Source organism: Streptomyces sp. CA-181903, assembly GCF_050937075.1.
GTDB lineage: Bacteria > Actinomycetota > Actinomycetes > Streptomycetales > Streptomycetaceae > Streptomyces.
Window position 1 is genome coordinate 6,306,484 of the sequence record NZ_JBNJLY010000001.1, and the last position, 25,878, is coordinate 6,332,361.

Annotated in this window: 15 protein-coding genes and 3 pseudogenes; 12 read left to right on the plus strand and 6 right to left on the minus strand. The window is 72.9% G+C overall.

The window, feature by feature from the left end; genetic code table 11:
• Nucleotides 1–28 precede the first annotated feature (28 nt).
• Both ACQEVS_RS28070 and ACQEVS_RS28075 read right to left on the minus strand, forming a co-directional pair.
• On the minus strand, nt 29–838 hold the full coding sequence (locus tag ACQEVS_RS28070; RefSeq protein ID WP_433024783.1) for an ABC transporter permease: 810 nt from the start codon (nt 836–838) through the stop codon (nt 29–31).
• Nucleotides 835–1,440 (minus strand): ATP-binding cassette domain-containing protein, encoded by a 606-nt coding sequence (locus ACQEVS_RS28075; RefSeq protein ID WP_433024786.1) that lies wholly within the window; start codon nt 1,438–1,440, stop codon nt 835–837. The genes ACQEVS_RS28070 and ACQEVS_RS28075 overlap by 4 nt, the downstream gene beginning before the upstream one ends.
• Before the next feature lie 348 nt (nt 1,441–1,788).
• On the opposite strand from ACQEVS_RS28075, the gene ACQEVS_RS28080 reads away from it, so the two are divergent.
• From ACQEVS_RS28080 to ACQEVS_RS28105, 6 genes and pseudogenes are all read left to right on the plus strand, one after another.
• Entirely contained in the window at nt 1,789–2,442 is a 654-nt protein-coding gene (locus tag ACQEVS_RS28080) for a phosphatase PAP2 family protein (protein ID WP_433024789.1), read from the plus strand.
• Between the two features lie 226 nt (nt 2,443–2,668).
• Nucleotides 2,669–3,520, plus strand: coding sequence for a class I SAM-dependent methyltransferase (locus tag ACQEVS_RS28085; protein WP_433024792.1), 852 nt, complete (start codon nt 2,669–2,671; stop codon nt 3,518–3,520).
• A 271-nt stretch (nt 3,521–3,791) separates the two neighbouring features.
• Complete coding sequence (locus ACQEVS_RS28090) at nt 3,792–4,934, plus strand: CaiB/BaiF CoA transferase family protein (RefSeq protein ID WP_433024795.1); 1,143 nt, start codon at nt 3,792–3,794, stop codon at nt 4,932–4,934.
• Between the two features lie 8 nt (nt 4,935–4,942).
• A pseudogene (locus ACQEVS_RS28095) lies at nt 4,943–6,084 on the plus strand (acyl-CoA dehydrogenase family protein).
• A 130-nt stretch (nt 6,085–6,214) separates the two neighbouring features.
• A pseudogene (locus ACQEVS_RS28100) lies at nt 6,215–7,428 on the plus strand (acetyl-CoA C-acetyltransferase).
• A gap of 157 nt (nt 7,429–7,585) precedes the next feature.
• Nucleotides 7,586–9,775 (plus strand): 3-hydroxyacyl-CoA dehydrogenase NAD-binding domain-containing protein, encoded by a 2,190-nt coding sequence (locus ACQEVS_RS28105; RefSeq protein ID WP_433024797.1) that lies wholly within the window; start codon nt 7,586–7,588, stop codon nt 9,773–9,775.
• A 76-nt stretch (nt 9,776–9,851) separates the two neighbouring features.
• Here ACQEVS_RS28105 and ACQEVS_RS28110 read toward each other — a convergent pair whose 3' ends face one another.
• The 3 genes from ACQEVS_RS28110 to ACQEVS_RS28120 form a co-directional block, all read right to left on the minus strand.
• A complete protein-coding gene (locus ACQEVS_RS28110; RefSeq protein ID WP_433024800.1) occupies nt 9,852–10,436 on the minus strand; it encodes a hemerythrin domain-containing protein in 585 nt (194 codons plus the stop codon).
• Nucleotides 10,437–10,602: 166 nt separating this feature from the next.
• Nucleotides 10,603–11,397: a MerR family transcriptional regulator gene (locus tag ACQEVS_RS28115; protein ID WP_433024803.1), complete on the minus strand. Its 795-nt coding sequence runs from the start codon at nt 11,395–11,397 to the stop codon at nt 10,603–10,605.
• Nucleotides 11,398–11,686: 289 nt separating this feature from the next.
• Nucleotides 11,687–13,234 (minus strand): M1 family metallopeptidase, encoded by a 1,548-nt coding sequence (locus tag ACQEVS_RS28120; RefSeq protein ID WP_433024806.1) that lies wholly within the window; start codon nt 13,232–13,234, stop codon nt 11,687–11,689.
• Between the two features lie 247 nt (nt 13,235–13,481).
• On the opposite strand from ACQEVS_RS28120, the gene ACQEVS_RS28125 reads away from it, so the two are divergent.
• Both ACQEVS_RS28125 and ACQEVS_RS28130 read left to right on the plus strand, forming a co-directional pair.
• On the plus strand, nt 13,482–15,404 hold the full coding sequence (locus ACQEVS_RS28125; protein ID WP_433027967.1) for a Xaa-Pro dipeptidyl-peptidase: 1,923 nt from the start codon (nt 13,482–13,484) through the stop codon (nt 15,402–15,404).
• A gap of 83 nt (nt 15,405–15,487) precedes the next feature.
• Complete coding sequence (locus ACQEVS_RS28130) at nt 15,488–17,449, plus strand: Xaa-Pro dipeptidyl-peptidase (RefSeq protein WP_433024809.1); 1,962 nt, start codon at nt 15,488–15,490, stop codon at nt 17,447–17,449.
• A 6-nt stretch (nt 17,450–17,455) separates the two neighbouring features.
• Here the strand turns inward: ACQEVS_RS28130 and ACQEVS_RS28135 are convergent, their stop codons facing one another.
• Nucleotides 17,456–18,418, minus strand: coding sequence for an FAD-dependent oxidoreductase (locus ACQEVS_RS28135; protein WP_433024812.1), 963 nt, complete (start codon nt 18,416–18,418; stop codon nt 17,456–17,458).
• A 128-nt stretch (nt 18,419–18,546) separates the two neighbouring features.
• Between ACQEVS_RS28135 and ACQEVS_RS28140 the strand changes: the two genes are divergently transcribed.
• From ACQEVS_RS28140 to ACQEVS_RS28155, 4 genes and pseudogenes are all read left to right on the plus strand, one after another.
• Nucleotides 18,547–20,184, plus strand: coding sequence for an ABC-F family ATP-binding cassette domain-containing protein (locus tag ACQEVS_RS28140; protein WP_433024815.1), 1,638 nt, complete (start codon nt 18,547–18,549; stop codon nt 20,182–20,184).
• Between the two features lie 398 nt (nt 20,185–20,582).
• A pseudogene (locus ACQEVS_RS28145) lies at nt 20,583–21,725 on the plus strand (AMP-binding protein); the annotation flags it as partial.
• Between the two features lie 341 nt (nt 21,726–22,066).
• Nucleotides 22,067–24,436, plus strand: a complete 2,370-nt coding sequence (locus tag ACQEVS_RS28150) for a Pls/PosA family non-ribosomal peptide synthetase (protein ID WP_433027970.1) — start codon at nt 22,067–22,069, stop codon at nt 24,434–24,436.
• A gap of 1 nt (nt 24,437) precedes the next feature.
• Nucleotides 24,438–25,853, plus strand: coding sequence for a M1 family metallopeptidase (locus tag ACQEVS_RS28155; protein WP_433024818.1), 1,416 nt, complete (start codon nt 24,438–24,440; stop codon nt 25,851–25,853).
• Nucleotides 25,854–25,878: the final 25 nt, after the last annotated feature.

Below are 25,878 nucleotides of genomic sequence, written 5' to 3' on the forward strand. Positions count from 1 at the left end.
CGTCAAGCCGTCAAGCTGTTGCGGCCATTCACGTGGTTGCGGCCCGGCCGCTGTCGGGCGCCAGGGGGTGGGGTGCCTTGGGCAGGGTGTTGCGAGTGCGTCGGCGAAAGGCGAGGAGGCTGACGAGCGCGGCTGCGGTGAACCAGGTGAGCTGGATGGCGAGGTAAAAGAGCACGCGGGTGGAGGTGAAGCCGGCGGCCATGGCGGTCTGGACGGCGCCGTAGGAGGGGAGGTAGCGGATGGCGGAGTCGTTCGCACCGGAGCTGACGATCGGGTTCTGCAGGGCGGTGTCCAAGACACTGATCATGACCAGCGCGAACATGCCCTCGACTTCTTTGCGCAGCAGGGATCCGAAGACGACGCCCAGCGCGCCGTAGGTCATGGCAGCGCAGAACAGGGCGGCGGCCAGCAGAAGGGGCTGCGGGGGTGTCCAGGACAGGCAGGTGATGGCGGTGGCGTAGCCGGCGACGACCACAGAGGCGACTGTGAGCGCTGCGGTCTTGGCCAGGATGAGATGAGAGCGTGGGTAGCCGGCGAGCGCAAGACGGTGGTCGAACCGGCCGCTGGCGAAGCCGGCGGCGAACATCATGAAGCCGGTGATCAGGACGACGGCGTTGATGGTGCCGGTGATCTGGGTGAGTTCATTGCCGGGGGGCGCCACGATGTGCCCGGTGGCTCGTAATCGGAAGCGGACGGGTGCGCCGGGAACGACGAGGTGGGCCACAGCGCTCCACATGGGGACGAACGCGCCGACCAGGAGCATCGCGAACCGGTTACGGGCGTGGGCGACGAGTTCGTACCGGCTCGCCGTGGTGAACAGGGCCAAGTGCCTTCTCATGACGGCACTTCGTCATGCGCGTGCAGCAAGCCGTCGGCCAAGTGCCAGAGTGCATCGAGACGACGGGTGTCATGGGCAAGGTGGGAGACGACGAGAACGGTACGTCCGGCATCGCGCAGGTGGGTGGCAAGCTCCCAGAAACGCAGATACGTGTCCCAGTCGAAGCCCTGGTAGGGCTCATCGAGCAGCAACGTCTGCGGATCATGCATCAGGGCCAACGTAAGGTTGAGCTTCTGCCGGGTTCCGCCACTGAGCACGCCGGCGAGTTCGTCGATGTAATTCGAGAACTGCAGAACTTCCATGATCTCCTGCGCGCGGAGCAGGTCGGGCAGACCGCGAGCGGTCCGGAAGAGCTCCAGGTGCTGACGTACCGTCAGAGCGTCGTGCAAGACGACACCTTGCGGGCAGTAGCCGAATCCGCCGTGGTGGCGGACGAACCCCTGATCGGGGCGCAGCTCGCCGGCGAGGATCTTGAGGAGGGTTGTCTTACCAGCGCCGTTCTCCCCGACGACCCCGGCCAGAGCTCCACCGTGCAACTCCAGGTCGATACCGCGCAGCACCCTCCGTTTGCCATAGGCGTGATGCAGTTCCCTGACCTCCAACAGGCCCTCCCCGGACCGCGCCGCCCCGGCACAGAGCGTGGCCGAGCCGCTTGACTGCCTAACGGTCCGGCGCCTGAAACGTCACTCGTTGGTGGCAGAGCGGCTTCGGGGGAGCTCGCGCCAGAGGTCCATCGGCACGCTACGACCGGCGTGAAGTCGCTGCCAGCGGCCCGGACTTGCCACCAGCCCACACCGAGGTGCGGAACGCGGCGATAGATGTACGATCCGTGATCGCGATGGCCCTGGGCGTGGACCTTGACCCGCTGCTCCCGGGCCGGCTACGGGCGGTGTTGTCCTGCCGTCCGCGTTTGTGCGTACTGGGCGCCCATGAGCGGTCGGAGGTTCTGCTTGTCCAAGGCGACCGAGGAATTTCGTGTGGGGCCTGGCCCATTGCCGCCGCTCGGCGTTCTTCACCGCTTCGCCCTCGTGTTCTCCGGGGTGCTCTCACCGCCGATGATGGGCGCCTTCGCCCTTGTTGTCATCGGAGGTGCCAGTACCTGGCCGGCTTCATCAGGACTGGAATGGGCGATTGTCTCGGCGATGGGTTGCGGTGCGCCGCCGCTCGTGTACGTGTGCCTGACGGGGCGCCGCGCTCACTCGCTCACCGTGTCCCGACTAGCTCTGCACCGCCTCGGACGAGGCCAGCGCATCACCGCCGCCATAATCACTCTCGCCGCTTTGGCCGCCGATCTCGTACTGATGATCAAATTCCATGGCCCGGGTCAACTCGTGAAGTTCCTCGTCTTCTCGGCCGGCGGAGTGGTCACAGCTGCGGCCTTGACCCGGATATGGAAAATCAGTGTGCATACCGGGGTCATGGTGAGTGTGCTCGGACTGCTGAGCGCGACATACGGCTTCTGGGCCATTTTCGGTGTTCCACTCGCCTGCGTGATGGGGTGGGCGCGGGTCCGGGTGGGAGCCCACACGCCCATGGAGGTCGCGTGCGGCTTGCTCTTCGGGCTGGCCTGGGTCTTCCTGTTCGTGCGCCTGGGCAGCTGGTGAGCGCGAGCCTCACCGGCAGCGTCGCCCCGGCCCTCAGCTCGATCAGCGCTGCCGAAGTGCCCGCCTGGAACACTTGGTTTCGTGGGCACAGGGACGCTGCTGTGACAGGCACGTCCGTGCTCCCCGAGCGCCGAGGTCGGTGCCGCGTGACTCGCGGTATCGCCCCGCCGTTGCACTCCATGAGGACCTCGTACAGGACGGGGCGACTGACCTGGAGCCGCACCGAATGACCCATACGCCCGATGCCCATTACCGGCGACACGTCCTGCCGTACTACCAGGCGGTCGAGTCACGCCTCGGGTATGCGACGCTGCTCGGTCGCACCCGCCACTTCGGCTGGTACGAGCCCGGCCATTCCCCTTGGCGATTCGCGGCGGCCATGCGGCGCATGGAACTGGTGATGGCCCGCAAGCTGGACCTTCCTCCGGCGTCATCGGTCCTCGACGCCGGGTGCGGGGTCGGCGACACAGCCCGTACGGTCGCACGGGCAAGTGGGGTGCACATCACCGGGATCGACGGAATCGCGCCGGATGTCGCCATCGCCCGGCGGCGGTCGGCCCGTGCCGACGAGCCGGGGCGCACGCGCTTCCTGCTGGCCAATTATCACGCGCTTCCGTTCATCGATGCCTCCTTCGACGGCGTCTACACGATGGAATCCTTCGTCCACTCACCCGACCCCCGGCAGGGCCTCGCCGAGTTCTTCCGCGTCCTGCGCCCGGGTGGGAGGCTGGTGATGTTCGAGTATTCGAGCGCTCCGCAGACCCACCTATTGCCGCGGGCGCGGTCCGCGCTGCTCAGAGTGTGTGAGCTCTCCGGCATGCCGGGCATGCTCACGATGACTCACGGGCATCTGGAGCGACTTCTCCAACAGGCGGGTTTCGTTGTCGAATCGGTCTACGACGCGACGGAGAAGATCCTGCCCATGCTGCGGTGCTTCTCCATCCTCGGCCGACTGCCCTATGCGTTCGCGCGCGGCGTGGGCCGCGGCGACCTCCTGGTCAACGCGATGAGCGGGGTGGAGATGTACCGGCATCAGGAGACATGGCGGTACAACATCTGCGTAGCCACCAGGCCATGACGGCGCGCCGTCACCGGTAAACGAGGCCCTGTTCTCGTACTGGCTACGGCGGCCGGACAGGTGGCTGTGGGTAGCCGAGCCGGCCTGTGCCCGTAGTGACGTCCTCTCGCTCAGGACATCGGAATCGCGCACCTGCACCGGGGCTCGTGAAGAGGGGCTTGTGGAGACTGGAACACGTTCTTAGCATCGCGGGTGTTACAGCGGTCTTGTCATGGAGACTTGCCAGGGGAAGTCGCGTCGGCAGAGGCGATGGGCACGGGGAGCGAGCCGGATGGCAGATGCAGTGGGTGGGCCGCTCGCCGGGGTGCGGGTCGTCGAGCTGGCCGGGATCGGGCCCGGGCCGTTCGCCGGGATGCTGCTGGGGGATCTGGGGGCCGACGTCGTCCGGGTGGACCGGCCCGCGGGGCCCGGGCTGGGCATCGACCCGCGGCGGGACGTCACCCACCGCAACAAGCGCTCCGTGTGCGTCGACCTGAAGGCGGACGGCGGGGTGGAGACCCTCCTCGACCTCGTCGGGCGGGCCGACGTGCTGCTGGAGGGCTACCGGCCCGGGGTCGCCGAGCGGCTCGGGGTCGGGCCCGGGCCGTGCCTCGCACGCAATCCCCGGCTGGTGTACGGGCGGATGACCGGCTGGGGGCAGGACGGGCCGCTCGCGCGGGCCGCCGGGCACGACATCGGCTACACCGCCGTCACCGGGGCGCTCGGGCTGACCGGGCCGGCCGACGGGCCGCCGTACCCGCCCGCCAACCTGCTCGGCGACTACGCCGGCGGCTCGCTGTACCTCGTCGTCGGCGTGCTCTCCGCGCTCCTGCACGCCCGCGCCACCGGCACCGGGCAGGTCGTCGACGCCGCCATCGTCGACGGCACCGCCCACCTGACCGCCATGCTCCACGGCATGCTCGCCGCCGGCGCCTGGCAGGACCGGCGCGGCGGCAACCTGCTGGACGGCGGCGCGCCCTTCTACGGCGTCTACGAGACGTCCGACGGCGGGCACATGGCCGTCGGCGCGCTCGAACCGCGGTTCTACGCGGAGTTCGCGCGGTTGCTGGGGCTGGACGGCGAGGGTGCCGCCGCGCGGGACGATCCCGGACGGTGGGGCGAGCTGCGGGACGCCGTCGCCGAGCGGTTCCTGACGCGTACCCGGGCCGAGTGGACGGCGGTGTTCGAAGGGACGGACGCCTGCGTCTCGCCCGTCCTCTCGCTGCGCGAGGCCCCCCGCCACCCGCACCTCGCCGCCCGCGGCACCTTCGCCGACCGCGACGGCATCGTCCAGCCCGCCCCCGCGCCCCGCTTCTCCGCCACCCCCGGCGCCCTCCGCCGGCCGCCCGCGCCGCCCGGCGCGCACACCGAGGAGGTCGCCCGCGACTGGGGCGTCCCCCGCCTCCGCAGCCTCCGAGAGAAGGACCCGCAGTGATGCAAGCGATGGAGCGCCGGCTATTCGACGACCGGCACGACGCCTTCCGGGCCACCGTGCGGACCTTCCTCGACCGCGAGGTCGCGCCGCACTACGAGCGGTGGGAGGAGGACGGCGTGGTCTCCCGCGACGTCTGGCGGGCGGCCGGCAAGCAGGGGCTGCTCGGGCTCGCCGTGCCGGAGGAGTACGGCGGCGGGGGCACCCCGGACTTCCGGTTCGGCGTCGTCCTCGCCGAGGAGTTCGCCCGCGCGGGCGCGGCCGGGTTCGCCGCCGGGCTGCACAACGACATCATCGGGCCGTACCTCACCACCCTCGCCACCGAGGAGCAGAAGCGGCGCTGGCTGCCCGGTTTCTGCAGCGGCGAGACGGTCACCGCGATCGCCATGACCGAGCCCGGGGCCGGCTCCGATCTTCAGGGGATCCGCACGACGGCCGTGGACGCGGGCGACCACTGGCTGCTCAACGGTTCCAAGACGTTCATCTCCAACGGGATCCTCGCCGACCTGGTGATCGTCGTGGCCCGGACCACCCCCGAGGCGGGGCCAGGGGGCTCAGCCTGCTCGTCGTCGAACGCGGCATGGAAGGGTTCGAGCGCGGCCGGAACCTCGCCAAGATCGGGCAGAAGTCGCAGGACACCGCCGAGCTCTTCTTCGACGACGTCCGCGTCCCCAAGGAGAACCTGCTCGGTGAAGTGCACGGCGCCTTCGGGCACCTCATGGCCAACCTCCCGCAGGAGCGGCTGCAGATCGCCGTCTCCGCCGCCGCCGTCGCCGAGTACCTGGTGGAGATCACCACGCGGTACGTCAAGGAACGGGAGGCGTTCGGGCGGCCGCTCGGCCGCTTCCAGCACATCCGCTTCGAGATCGCCGAGATGGCCACCGAGTGCGCCGTCACCCGCGCCTTCGTCGACCGCTGCGTGGAGGAGCACACCGGCGGGCGGCTCGACACCGCGCACGCGTCGATGGCCAAGTGGTGGGCGACGGAGTTGCAGAAGCGCGTCGCCGACCGGTGCCTCCAACTGCACGGCGGGTACGGCTATATGGCCGAGTACCCGGTCGCCCGCGCCTTCACCGACGGCCGGATCCAGACGATCTACGGCGGCACGACCGAGATCATGAAGGAGATCATCGGCCGTTCGCTGCTGGCCTGACCTGCGTGACCTGCCTGACCTGCCTGACTTGCATGACCTGCCTGCCTCCTCTGACTCAGCTGACCCGCTTGACCCGCTCGACCCCCGAATCACGGAAAACCATCCTCCACACCCAGGAAGGCTGCCGAACTTGAGCACCGAAGCGTACGTCTACGACGCCATCCGCACCCCCAGGGGCCGCGGCAAGGCGAACGGCTCCCTGCACGGCACCAAGCCCATCGACCTGGTCGTCGGACTCCTCCACGAGCTGCGGCGCCGCTTCCCGGACCTCGACCCCGCCGCGATCGACGACATCGTGCTCGGCGTGGTCAGCCCGGTCGGCGAGCAGGGCTCGGACATCGCGCGGATCGCCGCCGTCGCCGCGGGGCTGCCCGAGACCGTCGCCGGCGTCCAGCAGAACCGCTTCTGTGCCTCCGGCCTCGAAGCCGTCAACACGGCTGCCGCAAAGGTGCGTTCGGGGTGGGAGGACCTGGTCCTCGCGGGCGGCGTCGAGTCCATGTCCCGGGTGCCCATGGCCTCCGACGGCGGTGCTTGGTTCGGCGACCCGATGACCAACTTCGACACCGGCTTCGTCCCCCAGGGCGTCAGCGCCGACCTCATCGCCACCCTCGGCGGCTACACCCGCCACGACGTGGACGCCTTCGCCGCCCGCTCCCAGGAGAACGCCGCCCGGGCCTGGAAGGAGGGCCGCTTCGACCGTTCTGTCGTCCCCGTGTGCGACGGCAACGGTCTCGTCGTCCTCGACCGCGACGAGCACCTGCGCCCCGGCACCACCCCCGAGACCCTCGCCAAGCTCAAGCCGTCCTTCGCCGGCATCGGCGAGGCGGCCGGCTTCGATGCCGTGGCGCTGGCCAAGTACCACTGGGTGGAGCGGATCGATCACGTCCACCACGCGGGCAACTCCTCCGGGATCGTCGACGGCGCCGCCCTCGTCGCCATCGGCAACGAGCGGACCGGCGAGCGGTACGGGCTCACCCCGCGCGCCCGGATCGTCTCCGCCGCGGTCTCCGGCTCCGAGCCGACCATCATGCTCACCGGTCCGGCGCCCGCCTGCCGCAAGGCCCTGGCCAAGGCCGGGCTGACCATCGACGACATCGACCTCATCGAGATGAACGAGGCGTTCGCCGCCGTGGTGCTGCGCTTCGCCGACGACATGGGCATCGGCCTGGAGAAGATCAACGTCAACGGCGGGGCCATCGCCCTCGGCCACCCGCTCGGCGCCACCGGGGCGATGCTCCTGGGCACCGTCGTCGACGAGCTGGAGCGGCAGGGCAAGCGGTACGGGCTGGTCACGCTGTGCGTGGGCGGGGGATGGGCGTCGCCACGGTCGTAGAGCGCCTCTGACACGGCCGTTCCCGACCGACCCCGGTCGCTCCCGATCGGCCCCGGCCGATTCCGACCGACCTCGATCGCGCCGACCGCCCCGTCGCCCCGTCGTCCCGCCGCCCGGCCGCCGACGGCAGGCCGCACCCGCCGCCCAGACCTCCAGGAGACCATCACCATGAGCACCACCAGCCCCGTCGAGACCATCCGCTGGGAGCAGGACGCCGACGGCGTCGTCACCCTCGTCCTCGACGACCCGAACCAGTCCGCCAACACCATGAACCGGAACTTCCAGTCCTCCCTCACGGCGGTCGCCGACCGCCTGGAGGCCGAGCGGGAGTCCGTCCGCGGTGTGATCTTCACTTCCGCGAAGAAGACCTTCTTCGCCGGCGGCGACCTCCGCGAGCTCATCGCGCTCCGGCCGGAGGACGCGGAGACCGCGTTCCAGGCCACCCAGGAACTCAAGCGCGACCTGCGCCGCATCGAGACCCTCGGCGTCCCGGTCGTCGCCGCCCTCAACGGCGCGGCGCTGGGCGGCGGTTACGAGATCGCCCTCGCCTGCCACCACCGGATCGCGCTCGACGCGCCCGGCGCGAAGTTCGGGCTGCCGGAGGTCACCCTCGGCCTGCTGCCCGGCGGCGGTGGCGTCACCCGTACCGTACGCCTCCTGGGCATCGCCGACGCGCTGCTGAAGGTCCTCGTCCAGGGCACCCAGTACAGCCCCCGGCGGGCGCTGGAGGCCGGGCTCGTCCACGAGGTCGTCGACAGCTCGGAGGAACTCCGCGCCAAGGCGCGGGAGTTCGTCCTCGCCCACCCCGAGTCGCGGCAGCCGTGGGACGCCGACGGCTACAAGATGCCCGGCGGGACGCCGTCCCACCCGGCCCTCGCCGCCAACCTGCCCGCCTTCCCCGCGACGCTCGTCAAGCAGACGTCGGGCGCCCCCTACCCGGCCCCCCGCAGCATCCTCGCCGCGGCCGTCGAGGGCGCCCAGGTCGACTTCGAGACCGCCTCGACCATCGAGTCCCGTTACTTCGTGGACCTGGCCACCGGGCAGACGAGCAAGAACATGATCCAGGCGTTCTTCTTCGATCTCCAGGCGGTCAACGCCGGTCGCAGCCGGCCCTCCGGGCCCGAGCAGCGGAAGGTCCGCAAGGTCGCCGTCCTGGGCGCCGGGATGATGGGCGCCGGCATCGCCTACGCCTGCGCCCGCGCCGGCATCGACGTCGTCCTCAAGGACGTCTCGCTCGACAACGCCCGCAAGGGCAAGGAGTACTCGGTCGGGCTGCTCGCCAAGGCCCTGGCCAAGGGCCGGACGACGGAGGAGCAGCGGGACGCGCTGCTCGCCCGCATCACCCCCACCGCCGACGCGGCCGACCTGGCCGGCTGCGACGCCGTCATCGAGGCCGTCTTCGAGGACCCGGCCCTGAAGCACAAGGTGTTCCAGGAGATCCAGCACGTCGTCGCCCCCGACGCCCTGCTCTGCTCCAACACCTCCACCCTGCCCATCACCCTGCTCGCCGAGGGCGTCGAGCGGCCCGCCGACTTCGTCGGGCTGCACTTCTTCTCGCCCGTCGACAAGATGCCGCTCATCGAGATCATCAGGGGCGAGCGCACCGGCGACGAGGCCCTGGCCCGCGCCTTCGACCTGGTACGGCAGCTCCGCAAGACGCCCATCGTCGTCAACGACTCGCGCGGCTTCTTCACCTCGCGGGTCATCGGCCGGTTCATCTCCGAGGGCGTCGCCATGATCGGCGAGGGGATCCCCGCCGCCACCGTGGAACAGGCCGCCGCCCAGGCCGGCTACCCCGCCAAGGTGCTCTCCCTGATGGACGAGCTCACCCTCACCCTGCCCCGCCGCATCCGCGAGGAGGCCCGCCGCGCCACCGAGGCGGCCGGCGGCACCTGGACCCCGCACCCGGCGGACGCCGTCATCGACCGGATGATCGACGAGTTCGGCCGCACCGGGCGCGCGGGCGGCGCCGGCTTCTACGACTACGAGGACGGCCGCCGGACGGGCCTGTGGCCCGGGCTGGCCGAACACTTCGGCGGGCAGGGGCGGGCCAAGCCCGCCGAGATCCCCTTCGAGGAACTCAAGGAGCGGATGCTGTTCGCCGAGGCGCTGGACACCGTCCGCTGCCTGGAGGAGAACGTCCTCACCTCGGTCGCCGACGCCAACATCGGCTCCCTCCTCGGCATCGGCTTCCCCGGCTGGACCGGCGGCGCCCTCCAGTACATCAACGGCTACCCCGGCGGCCCGGCCGGCTTCACCGCCCGCGCGCGCGAGCTGCAGGCCGCGTACGGCGAGCGGTTCGCGCCGTCACCGCTGCTGCTGGAGAAGGCGGAGCGCGGGGAGACGTTCACCGACTGACCCACCGGCCCGTCGGACCGCACCCGGGCGCCGCCCGGTCTCCACGTGACCTCCGGGCGGCGCCCCCGAAGCGCCGTCAGCGCGCCATGGCCCCCTTGATCGCGTCCTTTGTGCGGTCCACCAGGGACGCGATCGGGCCCACGCTCCACTGCGCGGCCGTGGAGCCGGCCGCCATCGGGTGCGGGTGGGTGGGGGCGACCTTCTGGGCCGCGCGGACCATGGTGCCCATGCGCTTCAGCTGGGCCTCGTCACGGCCCTCCCGCAGCGTGGGGAACTCCTCGCGCTCCTCGTGCTCGGCGTGTTCCACCACGGCCTTCTCGAACTCGCGGAGCTGCGCGTCGAATTCCGGGCTGTCGACGTCCATCTTCTCCAGCCGGGCGAGGACCTTGTTCGCCTCGGCCTCCTCCGCGTTGCGGGCGTCCGCCTCCTTCTTGCCCGCGGTGTCGCGCGCCACGGGCCGGACGACCATCTCCTCCGCCGTCTCGTGGACGGCCAGCAGCGCCCTCAGCTCGTCGAACGCCTGCTTCTTGTGCTCCCCGTCCGCCGCCTTGACGTCGGCGAAGAGTTCCCTGATGCGGGCGTGCTGCGCCAGCAGGACGGCCACGACGTCGCCCTCGGGCAGGCGGGCGGCCTGCTCCCGGTCGGACTTCGCACCACTCATGAGGTTGCCTCCCTGTCGTTGCGGACCCGTCTCGGGCGCGGAACGTGATCCGGCGATCACTCGCCTCGCGGATGTCCGGACACGTCGCCGGGAAACCTCGGACTCCGGTTTTCCAGCCTAGGGGGCGTACGGACGGGTGGCACGGCGGGCCCGTCGGCCCCGGTCGTCAGCCCTCTTCGCCCGTCCCGTAGGTCCGCCGCAGCTCCTCCCGCAGCGCCCGCTGGAAGGCGGTGACCAGGGCCTGCACCACCAGCGGCTGCATGTGCGCCGACAGCGACTTCATCGCCTCCACCTCCGCCGGGTCCGTCTCCCGGGCCTCGTACGGACCCCACACCTCCTCGTGGAACAGCCGGGTCAGCTCGTGCGCCGTGGCCCGGGCGTGGTCGAGGAGGACCGTGCGCGCGGTGAGGACCGTGCCCAGGGGCGCGGGGACGGCCAGCAACTGGGTGCCGAGGGCCAGGAGGCCCGGGTCGACGCGGAAGCGGGCCGCCTCGCCTGTCCCGGGGCCATCATCGGAGCCCCCGGCCCCACCGGAGTCCCAGGGCCCCGGCCGGCGCTCCAGGACGTCCATGGCGGCGAGCTTGGCGATGTCGTCCTCCGTCAGCGGGCGGCCCGCCCGGCGCTCCAGCTCGGCGTGGGTGATCTCCTCGGTGCCGTCGGGGACCCAGGAGGCCACCACCGCCCGGTGGATGGCCAGGTCATGTGCGCTGAGGTCGTCCGGCAGCCGGTGCAGGTAGCGCTCGATGGCGGCGAGCGTGAGGCCCTGGTGCTGCAACTCCTCGATCAACGCGAGCCGGGAGAGGTGGCCGGGGCCGTAGTGGCCCACGCGGCGGGGGCCGAGCGCGGGCGGTGGGAGCAGGCCGCGCGTGCTGTAGAAGCGGATCGTGCGGACGGTCACCCCGGCGCGGGCGGCCAGCTCGTCGATGGTGAGGAGCTCCGGCTCCTCGGTCTCCGTCGCCATGCCCTGCGCCTCGCTCCCCGGCTTCCGGACCTCACCGGCCGCGCCAGCCGCTCCCGTACCCATGCCTCCGTGCGTCCGGCGGACGCGGCAGTGCAACAGTAGGGGTGTCTCACCACCACTGTAAGAGCGGACCGCCGATCACCGGCTTGGAGAGGGTGGTCCTGCGGACGAGCCACCGGGCCCGGTCACCGCGCCACCGGCCCGGATCCGCTCGGATCCGGACCGGTGCGCAGTGCCGCACCGCACCGCGTCGCCGAGCCTGCAGCGACCGCGGCGACTGCGTGTCGCGTCAGTGGCCGTGCGACCGGAGCGCTTCCTGGATCTTGTTCCAGGACGCGGGCCGCACCGGCGCCTTCGCGGCGAGCGCCGCACCGCCCTTACGGGCCTCGGTCTTCGTCCCGGCCTGCGCCGGCAGGCCGATCCCCGCCTTGGCCGCCTCCGCCGCGCTCGGCTTGGACGTAGTGAACAGCCAGGTGTCGAAGAGCGGCCTCAGCTTCTTGCCGGAGACCTGCTCGGCGTGGGCCACGAAGTCCTGCACGGACCCGTTGCCGTACCGGTTCTTCGCCGTCCAGCCCTTGAGCGTCTCGAAGAACACCTTGTCGCCGACCGTGTTGCGCAGCGCCTGGAGGGCGATGGCCCCCCGCTGGTAGACGGCGCTGTCGAACTGCTTGTCCGCGCCCGGGTCGCCGGGCTTGACCGTCCAGAACTTGTCGTCCGCCGGGAACTGCGCGTAGGTGTAGTCGGCCAGCTGCTGCGCCGTGCCCTCGCCCTCCTTCTCCGACCACAGCCACTGCGCGTAGGCGGCGAAGCCCTCGTTGACCCAGATGTCCCGCCAGTTCTTCACCGAGACGCTGTCGCCGAACCACTGGTGGGCCAGCTCGTGCACGACGACCGAGACGTTGGCGCCGTTGGCGAACTGCGCCGGGCTGTAGAACGGCCGGGTCTGCGTCTCCAGGGCGAAGTGCGTGGGGACGTTGGGCACATAGCCCCCGAGGGCCGTGAAGGGGTACGGGCCGAAGACCGAGCTCTCCCAGTCGATGACCTCGGCGCTCCGCTCGACGCTCGCCTTCGCCGACTCCAGGTTGTCGCCCAGGTCCTTGCTGTAGGCGTTGAGCACGGGCAGGCCGTTGGCGGTGGTGTCCGTGGTGATCTCGAACTTGCCGACGGCCAGCGTGGTGAGGTAGCTCGCCTGCGGCTTGGTGGAGCGCCAGTTCCAGCGCGTCCAGCCGAGCTTGGACGTCTTCGAGGCGAGGACGCCGTTGCTGATCGCCTGCACGTCATCGGGGACGGACACCGAGATGTCGTACGTCGCCTTGTCGCGCGGGTGGTCGTTGCTCGGGAACCACCACGCGGCCGACTCCGGCTCCTGCGCGGCGACGCCGCCGTCCGGCGTGCGCTGCCAGGCGGACGTGCCGTTCACCTTCACCGCGGACGGGGTGCCGCTGTACCGGACGACGACGGTGATCTGCTTGCCCTGCGGCAGGGACGCGGCCGGAGTGATCTCCAGCTCGTGGGTGCCGGTCTTCTTGAACGCGGCCTTCTTGCCGTTGACCAGGACGTCGTGGACGTCGAGCAGCAGATCGAGGTTGAAGCGGGACAGGGCCTGCGTGGTGGTGGCGGTGATGGTCGCGGTGCCCTCCAGCCGGTCGGTCTTCGGCTGGTACTTGAGCCGCAGGTCGTAGTGGGAGACGTCGTAGCCGCCGTTGCCGGCGTCCGGGTAGTAGGAGTCTCCGATGCCCGGCGCGCCCGGTGTGCCGTCGGCCGCCGACGCGGGGACCGCGAGCAGCAGGAAGGCGGCAGCGGCGGCGACGCTCGGGACGAGAAGTCTGTGACGCACGAGACACTCCAACTCGTAGGGGGCGGAAGATCGATCGCAGCCTATGCACTCACCCTCGGGGTGGGAATGTCCATGACGAATCCAGACATGCGACTGACATCCGGCCGTCATGAGCGGAGCGGCGCACTCCGCCTCGCGTCATGAGCGGAGCGGTGCGCTCCACCTCTCCGTACCGACCCGGCGGTACGTCATATTGCCTTTGTCGCAGGGGCGTTGACTGGGTTAGCGTCCGTCCGTGTCGAACAACATGGGTCACATACGCATCACAAGTCCCTGGAAACATAGTGTTCTCGCGCTGGTCGCCGCCGTGCTCGCCGTACTGGTACCGGCCGTCGGCCCGGCCCGGGGCGCGGACCGCGCGGCGGGCGCCGGACGCCCGGGGGAGAGCGCCCCCGTCTACGACTACGCCCGCGCCGTCCGCGAGACCGTCTGGGTGGAGACCGGCACGGACCTCGCGCACACCGGCCGCCCGGACCGCGTCGCCGTGGACGTCATCCGCCCCCGCGAGGCCGCCGAACAGGGCCGCAAGGTCCCCGTCATCATGGTCGCCAGCCCCTACTACCAGAGCGTCGGCCGGGGCCCCGAGAGCCAGGTCAAGACCTACGACGAGCGGGGCAACCCGGTCCAGTTCCCCCTCTTCTACGACAACTACTTCGTGCCGCGCGGCTACGCCGTCGCCCTGGTCGACCTGGCCGGCACCAACCGCTCCGACGGCTGCGACGACGTCGGCGGCCCGTCCGACACCGCCTCCGCCAAGTCCGTCGTCGACTGGCTCAACGGCCGGGCGCCCGGCTACCGCGAGCACACCGGCACCGACGAGGTGGACGCGGACTGGACCACCGGCGCCGTCGGCATGATCGGCAAGAGCCACGACGCCTCCGTCGCCAACGCCGTGGCGGCCACCGGTGTCGAGGGCCTCAAGACGATCGTCCCCATCGCGGGACCCAGCTCCTGGTACGGGTACTACTTCTACAAGGGCGCCTCGACCAACTCCACCGAGGGCATCGCCGGCGCCTCCCGCTACGTCGAGAGCGAGGCCGCCAAGGCCCGCTGCAAGGACCTCGACCGCGCGCTCACCGAGGGCTCGCCGCGCAACGGGAACCGCACCCCGATGTGGGACGAGCGCGACTACGTCCGCGACGCGGGCAAGGTCCGCGCCAGCGTCTTCCTGGTACACGGCCTCCAGGACCTCAACGTCCGCACCCAGCACGTCTCCCCGTGGTGGGACGCGCTCGCCGCGCACGGCGTCGAGCGCAAGATCTGGCTGTCGACCGCCGCGCACACCGACCCGTTCGACTTCCGGCGCGACACCTGGATCCCCACCCTGCACCGCTGGTTCGACCACTACCTGATGGGCTACGACAACGGAGTCGAGCGCGAGCCGATGGCCGACGTCGAGCGGGCGCCGGACCGGTGGACCACCGACCGCGTCTGGCCCGCCCCCGGCGCCCGGGCCGCCACCGTCCGTCCCGCCGCCGGCCCGGCCTCCGGCGTCGGCGCCCTCGGCACCGACCCCGCCCCCGCCGGCACCACCGCGCGGATCACCGACGACCCGGCGCTGGGCGAACTCGACTGGGCGGCCGACGCGGACCGGGACACCCCGGCCAAGGCGGCGTTCCGCACCGGACCGCTCCGCCGCGACCTGCGCCTGTCCGGCCACGGCACGGTCACCCTGAACGTCGCCTCCTCCACCGCCGCCGCGACCCTCTCCGCCGTCCTCGTCGACCTGGGCCCGGACACCATCCGCGACTACACGTCCGGCGGCGGCGTCACCCTGCTCGACGACAAGGACTGCGTCGGCGGCGGCACCCCGGGCGACACCGGCTGCTTCCGGAAGACCGCCGCCGCCACCAAGAAGGTCGGGCAGACCGTCTTCAGCCGCGGCTGGGCCGAACTCGGCCACTACGCCGGCCCGCCGCGCCGCGACATCACGCCCGGGACGCCGTACACCATCACCCTCGACCTCGGCGCGGCCGACCACGTGATCCCGGCCGGGCACCGGCTGGCGCTGATCGTGGCCGGCACCGACAAGCCGTACGTCGACGCCCCGGCCGCCTCGCCGCGGCTGACCCTCGACCTGTCCGCCACCTCGGCGGACCTGCCCGTCGTCGGCGGCGCCACCGCCCTCGCCCGCGCGCTGGGCACCGACCGGACCGTCTCCCGCCGGTGAGACGGCGCGGGGCGGCCCCCCCGTTCGGGAGGCCGCCCCGCGACCCCTTCTGCGCGCGGGGTGACGCGCGTACGCTCCCGCCCGTGCCGAAACCCACGCGGAACACCCGCATATCCTGGACCACTTCGATTCTCGCTGCCCTGGCGGCGCTGCTGGCCGTCCTCGCCGCACCACCGGGCGCGGCCCAGGCCGCGCCCCCCGGCGGACACGCCGGCGAGAGCAGACCCGTCTACTCCTACGACCGCGCCGTCCGCGAGTCCGTCTGGGTCGAGGCGCCCACCCGCGCCGGCGGCACGGACCGGGTCGCCGTGGACGTCATCCGGCCGCGCGAGGCCGCCGAGAAGGGCGTCCGCGTCCCCGTGATCATGGACGCCAGCCCGTACTACTCCTGCTGTGGACGCGGCAACGAGAGCCAGAAGAAGACGTACGACGCCCAGGGGAAGCCCGTTCAGTTCCCCCTCTTCTACGACAACTACTTCGTCCCGCGCGGCTACGCCGTCGTGCTCGTCGACCTCGCCGGAACGAACCGCTCCGACGGCTGCGTCGACGTCGGCGGGCGCTCGGACGTCCAGTCCGCCAAGGCCGTCGTCGACTGGCTCAACGGCCGGGCGCGCGCGTACGGTTCACGCACCGGGAGCACCCGGGTGAAGGCGGACTGGACCACCGGCGCCGTCGGCATGATCGGCAAGAGCTACGACGGCACCGTCGCCAACGGCGTCGCCGCCACCGGTGTCCAGGGCCTCAAGACCATCGTCCCCATCGGCGCCATCAGCTCCTGGTACGACTACTACTTCGCCAAGGGCGCCGCGCTCTACGACGGCGGCCCCGACAACCTCGCCGCGCACATCGAGAGCGACGAGGCGCGCGCCCGCTGCGACGACGTCCAGCGGGCGCTCGTCAAGGGCGCGCCGCGCAACGGCGACTGGACGCCGCTGTGGAGCGAGCGCGACTACGTCCGCGACGCGGGCAACGTGCGGGCCAGCGTGCTCGCCGTGCACGGCATGCAGGACCTCAACGTCCGTACCAAGCACCTCGGCCAGTGGTGGGACGCGCTCGCCGCCAACGGCGTGGAGCGGAAGATCTGGCTGTCGCAGACCGGGCACGTCGACCCGTTCGACTTCCGGCGCGACGCCTGGGTGCGCACCCTGCACCGCTGGTTCGACCACTACCTGATGGGCTACGACAACGGAGTCGAGCGCGAGCCGATGGCCGACGTCGAGCGGGCGCCCGACCAGTGGACCACCGACCGCGTCTGGCCGCCCGCCGGCACCCGGGCCACCACCCTGCGCCCGGCGGCGGGATCCGCGCAGGGCCCGGGCAGCCTCGGCCTGGACCCCGCGCGGCCGGGCAGCACCGCCGGGTTCACCGACGACCCGGCGCTAGGCGAGAACGACTGGGCGGCGGCGATCGACCGGAGCACCCCGTCCAAGGCCGGCTTCGTCACCCGCCCGCTCGCCCGCGACCTGCGGCTCTCCGGCTCCTCCACGGTCCGGCTGCGGGTGACCCCGTCCACCGCGTCCGCCCACCTCTCGGCGGTCCTCGTCGACCTCGGCCCGGCCACCATCCGCGACTACGCCGACGACGCCGAGGGCATCACCACCCTCGCCGACCGCACCTGCTGGGGCGCCGGCACCCCCGGTGACACCGGCTGCTTCAAGCGGACCGAGGCCAAGACCGCGCGGGTCGACCACACCGTCTTCAGCCGCGGCTGGGCCGACCTCGGCCACTGGGGGAACGGCAGGCGCGCCCGGGCCGTGACCCCCGGCACCGCCTACACCATCACCCTCGACCTCGCCGCGACCGACCACGTCGTCCCGGCCGGCCACCGGCTGGCACTGATCGTCGCGGGCACCGACCACGGCCTGCTCGAACCGGCCTCCACCACCCCGCGGTTGACCCTCGACCTGGCCGCGACCTCCGCGAACCTGCCGCTGGTCGGCGGCTACGCGGCGTTCGCCCGCGCCACCAAGGGCGGCGTCCGGCCCCCGGCCGGGCCCGCTCACCCGTACGGGCTGGGGACACCGCGGCTGACGCGGCTGCCTTGACCGGCCCTACGGCCCGTCGGCCAGCGCCAGTTCCGCCGCCTCCCGGGCACACCCCCAGGAGACCGTGACCCCCGACCCGCCGTGCCCGTAGTTGTGCACCAGCCGCGCCCCGCCCGGCAGCCGCTCCGCCTCCAGGCGGACCCGGTGCCGGGCGGGGCGCAGGCCGACGCGGTGCGCCAGGACGCGGGCCCGGGTGAGGCCGGGATGCACCCGCGCGCACCGGGCGATGATCGCCTGGGCCAGGGACGGCGTCGGCGTCCGGTCCCACACATGGGCGCGGGCCGTCCCGCCGAGGACCAGCCCGTACGGCTGGGGGAGCAGGTAGGCGGGGTCGCCCGTCCCGTCCTCGGCGGCGGTGAACCACTCGCGTATCCCCGGGTTCTCCACGACGACGAGCTGGCCGCGCACCGGGTGCAGGTGCGGGTCGCCGGCGAGCGGTCCGGCGCCCAGGCCGGTGCAGTTGACGACGACCGGGGCCGCGCGGGCCGCGTCGGCGAGGGCGGCGACCGGGCGGAGGGTGACGGTGCCGCCGGCGCGGCCCAGCCGGCGCTGGAGGTAGCCGAGGTGCGCGGGCATGTCGATCAGCGGCAGCCGGGCGCGGACGGCCCGGTCGTAGCCGCGCGGTGTCTCGTGCGGCTCCGCGTCGCGCAGCCCGGGGACGCCGGCCGCCCACGCGTCCAGTCCGCCGAGGGAGACGCCGGCGTGCACCCCGTCCACCATGCGCACCCCGGTCTCCTCCGGCCGCCGGGCCAGGCCGGCCATGACGGGCAGGGACGCGAGCGACCAGGCGGCCACGGCCCCGGCCGGTTCGGCGCGGTACGGCCACCACAGGCCCCCGGCCACGGCGGAGGTGGTCCGCACGGCCGTCTCGCGCGTCCACACCTCGACCCGCAGCCCCCGTTCCGCGAGGAGGACGGCGGTGGTCAGGCCGATGACGCCGGATCCGATGACGATCGCATCGCTCACCATGGAGCGAAGGTACCGACAGGCGGGGGCCGTTGGGCGGGGATTGCCGAGCGGTGGGGGAGCGGCCGGCTCGTCGCGGGGCGGCTTCACGCCCCGATGGGCAGAGCCGGACCGATAGAGTCGGCCCCGACATGAACGCCACCCTCGTCGCCAAGAACCTCGCCGCCGGCCACGGCGACCGCACCCTCTTCGCCGGGCTCGACCTCGTCGTCGCCCCCGGTGACGTGATCGGGCTCGTCGGGGCCAACGGCGCCGGGAAGTCCACCCTGCTGCGCCTGCTCGCCGGGCTCGCGGAGCCCGACGAGGGTACGGTCCGGATCAGCCCGCCCACCGCCACCGTCGGACACCTCCCGCAGGAGCCGGAGCGGCGGCCGGGGGAGACGGTACGGGCGTTCCTGGCCCGGCGCACCGGCGTCGCCGCCGCGCAGACCGCCCTGGACACCACCACCGAGGCGCTCGCCGCGGGCGCGCCCGGCGCGGACGACGCGTACGCCGTCGCACTGGAGCGCTGGCTGGCGCTCGGCGCGGCCGACCTGGACGAGCGGGCGGAGGAGGTCGCCGGCTCGCTCGGCCTCACCGTCGGCCTCGACCGGCCCATGACGGACCTGTCGGGCGGCCAGGCGGCGCGCGCCGGCCTCGCCTCGCTGCTGCTCAGCCGCTACGACGTGTTCCTCCTCGACGAGCCCACCAACGACCTGGACCTGGACGGCCTGGAGCGCCTGGAGAACTTCGTCACCGGGCTGCGCGCGGGCACCGTCCTGGTCAGCCACGACCGCGAGTTCCTGGCCAGGACCGTCGACCAGGTGCTGGAGCTGGACCTCGCCCAGCAGCAGATCACCCTGTTCGGCGGCGGCTACGGCTCCTACCTGGACGAGCGCGAGCGGGCCCGCCGGCAGGCGCGCGAGGCGTACGAGGAGTACGCGGACACCCGCGCCGCCCTGGAGGCCCGCGCCCGCACCCAGCGGAACTGGATGGAGAAGGGCGTCCGCAACGCCCGCCGCAAGGGCAACGACATCGACAAGATCACCCGGAAGACGCGGATCGAGGCCAGCGAGAAGCAGGCGTCCAAGGCCCGGCAGACCGAGCGGCTCATCGAGCGGCTGGAGACCGTCGAGGAGCCGCGCAAGGAGTGGCAGCTCAAGATGGAGATCGCCGCCGCGCCCCGCTCGGGCAACGTGGTGGCCACCCTGCGCGGGGCGGTGGTGCGCCGCGGCTCCTTCACCCTCGGCCCGGTGGACCTCCAGATCGACTGGGCCGACCGGGTCGCGGTGACCGGCGCCAACGGTTCCGGGAAGTCCACCCTGCTGGCCGCGCTGCTCGGCCGGCTCCCGCTGGACGAGGGGGCCGGGGCGCTCGGCCCGGGGGTGATCGTCGGCGAGGTGGACCAGGCGCGGGCGCTGTTCTTCGGCACGGAGGCGCTGCTCGACGCGTTCGGGGCGGCCGTCCCCGAGCTGGTGCCCGCCGACGTCCGGACGCTGCTCGCAAAGTTCGGCCTCAAGGCCGACCATGTGCTGCGCCCCGCCGTGACCCTCTCGCCGGGCGAGCGCACCCGCGCCGCGCTGGCGCTGCTCCAGGCCCGCGGCGTCAACCTGCTGGTACTCGACGAGCCCACCAACCACCTTGACCTGCCGGCCATCGAGCAGCTCGAATCGGCCCTCGCCTCGTACTCCGGCACCTTGCTGCTGGTCACGCACGACCGGAGGATGCTGGACGCGGTGCACACCACCCGGCGGATCATGGTCGAGGACGGCCGGATCACGGAGCGCTGAGCGCGCGGTTCCCCGCTCTCCTGACCCTTTCGGGCGAACTTCGGACCGAAAAGATCCTTCGTCGCAGGTCAACTCTTCGTCAAGTCGTCACCATCGCCCGTCCGGCCGATATCCATGGTTTTCCGGTGAAACGGCACGTACGGTGGGAAAAGAGTGCGCCCGAGGCATCCCCCGCCACTCGTTCGATAATGCGGAACGTTGGCAACGCTTTTACGAACCCGTGGGCGCGGAGCGACGTCTGTGGGTGCGGACGTCCGTGGGGCGTCCGCATCCCCACCGTCGAATTGAGGCGTAAGGCCATGTCCCCCACTCTCTCCAGTTCCACCCCCACCCCGCTGGCGCCGCCGGCGGGGCGGGCGCTGTACGGCAGCGCGCCGCCGCCGGGGGAGCGCACCCTGATGGACGTCCTCGACAGCACCGCCGCCGGCCACCCCGACGCCCCGGCCCTCGACACCGAGACCGGCGTCCTCACCTACCGGGAGCTGTGCGCGGAGGTCGAGACCCGGGCCGAGCGGCTGCGCCGGGCCGGAATCGGGCCGGGCGACCGGGTCGGCGTCCGGATCCCCTCCGGCACCGCCGAGCTCTACCTCGCCATCCTCGCCGTCCTCCGCTGCTCCGCCGCCTACGTCCCCGTCGACGCCGACGACCCCGAGGAGCGCGCCGCCACCGTCTTCCGCGAGGCCGAGGTCTGCGCCGTCCTCACCGGCGACGGCGCGCTCGCCCCCGGCCGCCGAAAGCCCGGGGCCGCCGGACCCCGGCCGCCGCTGCCCGAGGACGACGCCTGGATCATCTTCACCTCCGGCTCCACCGGCGCCCCCAAGGGCGTCGCCGTCTCCCACCGCAGCGCCGCCGCCTTCGCCGACGCCGAGGCCGCCCTCTTCCTCCAGGACGAGCCGCTGGGCCCCGGCGACCGGGTGCTGGCCGGCCTCTCCGTCGCCTTCGACGCCTCCTGCGAGGAGATGTGGCTGGCCTGGCGGCACGGCGCCTGCCTGGTCCCCGCTCCCCGCTCGCTGGTCCGCGCCGGCCACGAGCTCGGCCCCTGGCTCGTCGAGCGGGCCGTCACCGTCGTCTCCACCGTCCCCACCCTCGCCGCCCTCTGGCCCCGGGAGTCCCTGGACCGGGTGCGGCTGCTGATCGTCGGCGGCGAGGCGTGCCCGCCCGGCCTCGTCGAGCGGTTCGCCGTACCCGGCCGCGAGATGTGGAACACCTACGGGCCCACCGAGACCACCGTCGTCGCCTGCGCCGCCCGCATGGAGCCCGGCGAGCCCGTCCGCATCGGGCTGCCGCTCGACGGCTGGGAGCTCGCCGTGGTCGACGAGGACGGCGAGCCCGTGCCGTACGGCGCCGAGGGCGAGCTGGTGATCGCCGGCGTCGGCGTCGGCCGCTACCTCGACCCGGCCAAGGACGCCGACCGCTTCCCGCCCTGCGCGGCCCTCGGCAGCGACCGGGCCTACCGCACCGGCGACCTCGTCCGGGCCGACAAGGAGGGCCTGGTCTTCACCGGCCGCGCCGACGACCAGGTCAAACTGGGCGGCCGGCGGATCGAGCTCGGTGAGATCGACGCCGCCCTCGGCGAGCTCCCCGACGTCCGCGGCGCCGCGGCGGCCGTCCGCACCACGCCGTCCGGCTCCCAGCTCCTCGTCGGCTACCTGGTGCCCGGCCCCGGGTTCGACCCGGCCGCCGCCCGCGCCCGGCTCACCGAACGGCTCCCCGCCGCGCTCGTCCCCGTCCTCGCCGAGGTCGACGACCTGCCCACCCGCACCTCGGGCAAGGTCGACCGCGACGCCCTGCCCTGGCCGCTCCCCACCACCGGCGCCGCCGCCCCGGAGCGGGCGAGGAGCTGCACGGCACGGCCGGAAGGCTCGCCGACCTCTGGGAGGAGCTGCTCGGCGTCCGGCCCGGCGCCGACTCCGACTTCGTCACCATGGGCGGCACCAGCCTCACCGCCGCCCGCATGGCCTCGGCCCTGCGCGAGCACCACCCCGGCGTCTCCGTCGCCGGCCTCTACCGGCACACCGTCCTCCGGGACATGGCCGCGCACATCGACGCGCTCGACACCCCCGTCGAGGACACCGGCCCCCGCCGGGTCGTCCGCCCGCTGCGCCGCCGCACCGGCGCCGCGCAGATCCTGGTGCAGACCGTCCTCTACGGCGTCCAGGGGCTGCGCCTGCTGACCGGCCTCGCCGTCGCCGACAACCTCCTCGGCATCCTCGCGCCGCAGGTCTGGGCCCCGCACACCTCCTGGTGGCTGGTGGCCCTCGCCTGGCTGCTGCTGTTCAGCGCCCCCGGCCGGTTCGCGATCGGCGCCCTCGCCGCCCGCGTCCTCACCCGCGGCGTCACCCCCGGCGCCCACCCGCGCGGCGGCCGCGTCCACCTGCGGCTGTGGACCGCCGAACGCACCGTCGCCGCCTTCGGCGTGCCCTCCCTGATGGGCACTCCCTGGGCCCGCTGGTACGCCCGCGCCCTCGGCTGCGCCGCCGGCCGGAACGTCTCCCTCCACGCCATGCCCCCGGTCACCGGCCTCGCCGAGTTCGGCGACGGGGCCAGCGTCGAGCCCGAGGCCGACATCGCCGGCTGGTGGATCGACGGCGAGACCCTGCACGTCGGCCCGGTCCGGCTCGGCGCCGACTCCCGCGCCGGCCACCGCAGCATGCTGATGCCCGGCTCCTCCCTCGGCGCGGGGGCCGAACTCGCGCCCGGCGCCTGCCTCGACGGCCACGTCCCCGCGGGCGAGACCTGGGTGGGATCGCCCGCCCGCCCGGACGCCGCCGCCCACCATGCGAACGGCCCGGTCCGCCCGGCCGAGGACTGGCCGGAGCCCCGCCGCGAGCGCTCCCGGCGCTGGTCCGCCGCCTACGCCCTGGCCCTGCTCGGGATGCCCCTGCTGCCCGTGCTCGCCGCCGTGCCCGCCCTCGCCGCCACCTTTTGGCTGATCAAGGACAGCGCCTCGCTCACCACGGTCGCCGTCAGCCTGCTGCTCGCCGTCCCCCTCTTCACCGTCGTCACCACGGTCTGCTGGATGCTCGTCGTCGCCGGCACGGTCCGCGTCCTCAACCGGGGCATCAGCGCCGGCCTCCACCCCGCCTGCGGCGGCGTCGCCTGGCGCGCCTGGGTGATCACCCGGCTGCTGGACGGCGCCCGGCGCAACCTCTTCCCCATCTACGCCGGCCTCGCCACCCCCGTGTGGATGCGGATGCTCGGCGCCCGGATCGGCCGCGGCGCGGAACTCTCCACCGTCCTGCCGCTGCCGTCCCTGCTGACCGTCGACGACGGCGCGTTCCTCGCCGACGACACCCTCGTCGCCCCCTACGAACTGCGCGGCGGCTGGGTCCGCCTGGGCACCGCACACGTCGGCCGCCGGGCCTTCCTCGGCAACTCCGGCATCATCGGCCCCGGCCGTTCCGTCCCCGACCACGGCCTGGTCGGCGTCCTCTCCGACGCGCCCGAGCACAGCGAACCCGGCACCTCCTGGCTGGGCCGCCCCGCCATGCCGCTGCCCCGCGTCGCCACCGTCGCCGACGCCGAACGCACCTTCACCCCGCCCCGGCGGCTCGTCCTGGCCCGCGCCGGCGTCGAACTCTGCCGGATACTGCCGCTCATGTGCGGCCTCGTCCTGGCCGACATGGTGCTGATCGGCGAGCAGTGGGCCCTCAACCACGGCGGCCTCGGCCTCGCCGCGCTCGTCGCCGCACCCCTGCTCGCGCTCGGCGGCATCCTCGCCGGTCTCCTCGCCACCGCCGCCAAATGGCTGCTCATGGGCCGCTTCCGGAGCGGCGAGCACCCGCTGTGGAGCTCCTTCGTCTGGCGCAACGAACTCTTCGACACGTTCGTGGAATCCCTCGCCGTCCCCTGGTTGGTGGGACCCTTCACCGGCACCCCCGTGCTCAACTGGTGGCTGCGCACCCTGGGCGTCCGCATCGGCCGGGGTGTGTGGTGCGACACCCACTGGCTGCCGGAGACCGACCTCATCACCCTCGGCGACGGGGTCACCGTCAACCGCGGCTGCGTCCTCCAGACCCACCTCTTCCACGACCGGATCATGCGCATGGACACCGTCCACCTCGCCGAAGGCGCCTCCCTCGGCCCGCACGGCATCGTGCTCCCGGGCACGACCGTCGGCGCCCACACCGCCATCGCCCCCTCCTCCCTCGTCATGCGCGGCGAGACCGTCCCGCCGGGCACCCGCTGGGCGGGCAACCCGATCGCCGGGCAGCGGCCCGCCGCGGTACCCCAGCGAGAGGCCGCCGCGTGACATGGGGGCACGACACGCCTGCAGCCGCCGCGTCCTCCTCGCGGCGCTGGCCGTCCCGGTGACCGCCGCCGCCGTCGGCGGCGGCGCCCGCCGACGGCCCGCCCGCGACGAGCGCTACTTCCCCGGGCACGGCTCCTATGCCCACCACACCCTCGCCTACCACCTGGAGCTCGACTACGACCCCCGCGACCACCGGCTCGACGGCCGCGCCCGGATCGAGGCGACCGCCAACGGCGCCCTCGACTCCGTCGAACTCGACCTGGCGAAACTCACGGTCGACGAGGTCCTCCTCGACGACCGCCCGGTCCCGTTCCGGCACCGCGACGGCAAACTCCGGATCACCGCCGACCGCACGCTCGAACCGGGCCGCCCGTTCGTCCTCGACATCCGCTACGGCGGCCGGCCGCGCCCGGTCCACTCGCCGTACGGCCCCATCGGCTGGGACCGCACCGGCGACGAGCACGACGGCACGCTCGTCGCCTCCCAGCCGGTGGGGGCGCCGTCCTGGTTCCCCTGCAACGACCGCCCGGACGACAAGGCCGCCTACACCTTCGAGGTGACCGTCCCGGCCGGCTACGACGCCCTCGCCAACGGCTCCCTGGTCGACCACCGCGAAGAGGACGGCACCGCCCGCTGGACCTACCACCACCCCGGCCCGATGGCCTGTTACCTCGCCGCCCTCTACACCGGCCGCTTCCACCGCGAGACCTGGACCGAGCAGGACGTCTCCGGCGCGCCCGTCCCCGTACACGTCGCCTGCCCCGCGGGGGCGGTCGACCGCGTCCGCCACGACCTCGCCCGCCAGGGCCGCATCCTCCGGCTCTACACGGACCTCTTCGGCCCCTACCCGTTCGAGTCCTACGGCGTCACCGTCGTCGACGCCGAACTCGCCGCCCCCGTCGAGAACCAGACCCTCTCCGTCTTCGGCCGCAACCACATGGACGGCCGGCGCGGCTGGGAGACGCTCGTCGCCCACGAGACGGCCCACCAGTGGTTCGGCAACAGCGTCAGCCTCGCCGACTGGCAGCACATCTGGCTCAACGAGGGCTTCGCCACCTACGCGGAATGGCTCTGGTCCGAACACCTCGGCGAGGACGACGCCGACACCCTCGCCCGCCGCTCCCGGACGGACCTGGCGGGCCGCCGCCAGAACCTGCGGATCGCGGACCCCGGGCGGCGGCACCTGTTCGACGACCGGGTGTACGTGCGAGGTGCTTGCGCCCTCCACGCCCTGCGACTGGCCGTCGGCGACGAGCCCTTCTTCCGCGTCCTGCGGACGTGGCACGAGACGCGGCGGGGCGGGAGCGCGGACACTCCGGGGTTCCTCACGCATGCGGGGCGCGCCACGGCGCGGGATGTTTCGGACGTGCTGGGGCCGTGGCTTTACGAGAAGCGGGTGCCGGAGTTCCGGCGGTAGGGGGCCTCAAACGCCGGACGGGCTG

What these genes read in the sequence shown, in the direction of transcription:
- ACQEVS_RS28115 (WP_433024803.1), bottom strand. Translation starts at nt 11,397, where the DNA reads ATGGCGACGGAGACCGAGGAGCCGGAGCTCCTCACCATCGACGAGCTG.
- ACQEVS_RS28090 (WP_433024795.1), top strand. Translation starts at nt 3,792, where the DNA reads ATGGCAGATGCAGTGGGTGGGCCGCTCGCCGGGGTGCGGGTCGTCGAG.
- ACQEVS_RS28155 (WP_433024818.1), top strand. Translation starts at nt 24,438, where the DNA reads ATGGGGGCACGACACGCCTGCAGCCGCCGCGTCCTCCTCGCGGCGCTG.
- ACQEVS_RS28135 (WP_433024812.1), bottom strand. Translation starts at nt 18,418, where the DNA reads ATGGTGAGCGATGCGATCGTCATCGGATCCGGCGTCATCGGCCTGACC.
- ACQEVS_RS28110 (WP_433024800.1), bottom strand. Translation starts at nt 10,436, where the DNA reads ATGAGTGGTGCGAAGTCCGACCGGGAGCAGGCCGCCCGCCTGCCCGAG.
- ACQEVS_RS28125 (WP_433027967.1), top strand. Translation starts at nt 13,482, where the DNA reads ATGGGTCACATACGCATCACAAGTCCCTGGAAACATAGTGTTCTCGCG.
- ACQEVS_RS28140 (WP_433024815.1), top strand. Translation starts at nt 18,547, where the DNA reads ATGAACGCCACCCTCGTCGCCAAGAACCTCGCCGCCGGCCACGGCGAC.
- ACQEVS_RS28105 (WP_433024797.1), top strand. Translation starts at nt 7,586, where the DNA reads ATGAGCACCACCAGCCCCGTCGAGACCATCCGCTGGGAGCAGGACGCC.
- ACQEVS_RS28070 (WP_433024783.1), bottom strand. Translation starts at nt 838, where the DNA reads ATGAGAAGGCACTTGGCCCTGTTCACCACGGCGAGCCGGTACGAACTC.
- ACQEVS_RS28085 (WP_433024792.1), top strand. Translation starts at nt 2,669, where the DNA reads ATGACCCATACGCCCGATGCCCATTACCGGCGACACGTCCTGCCGTAC.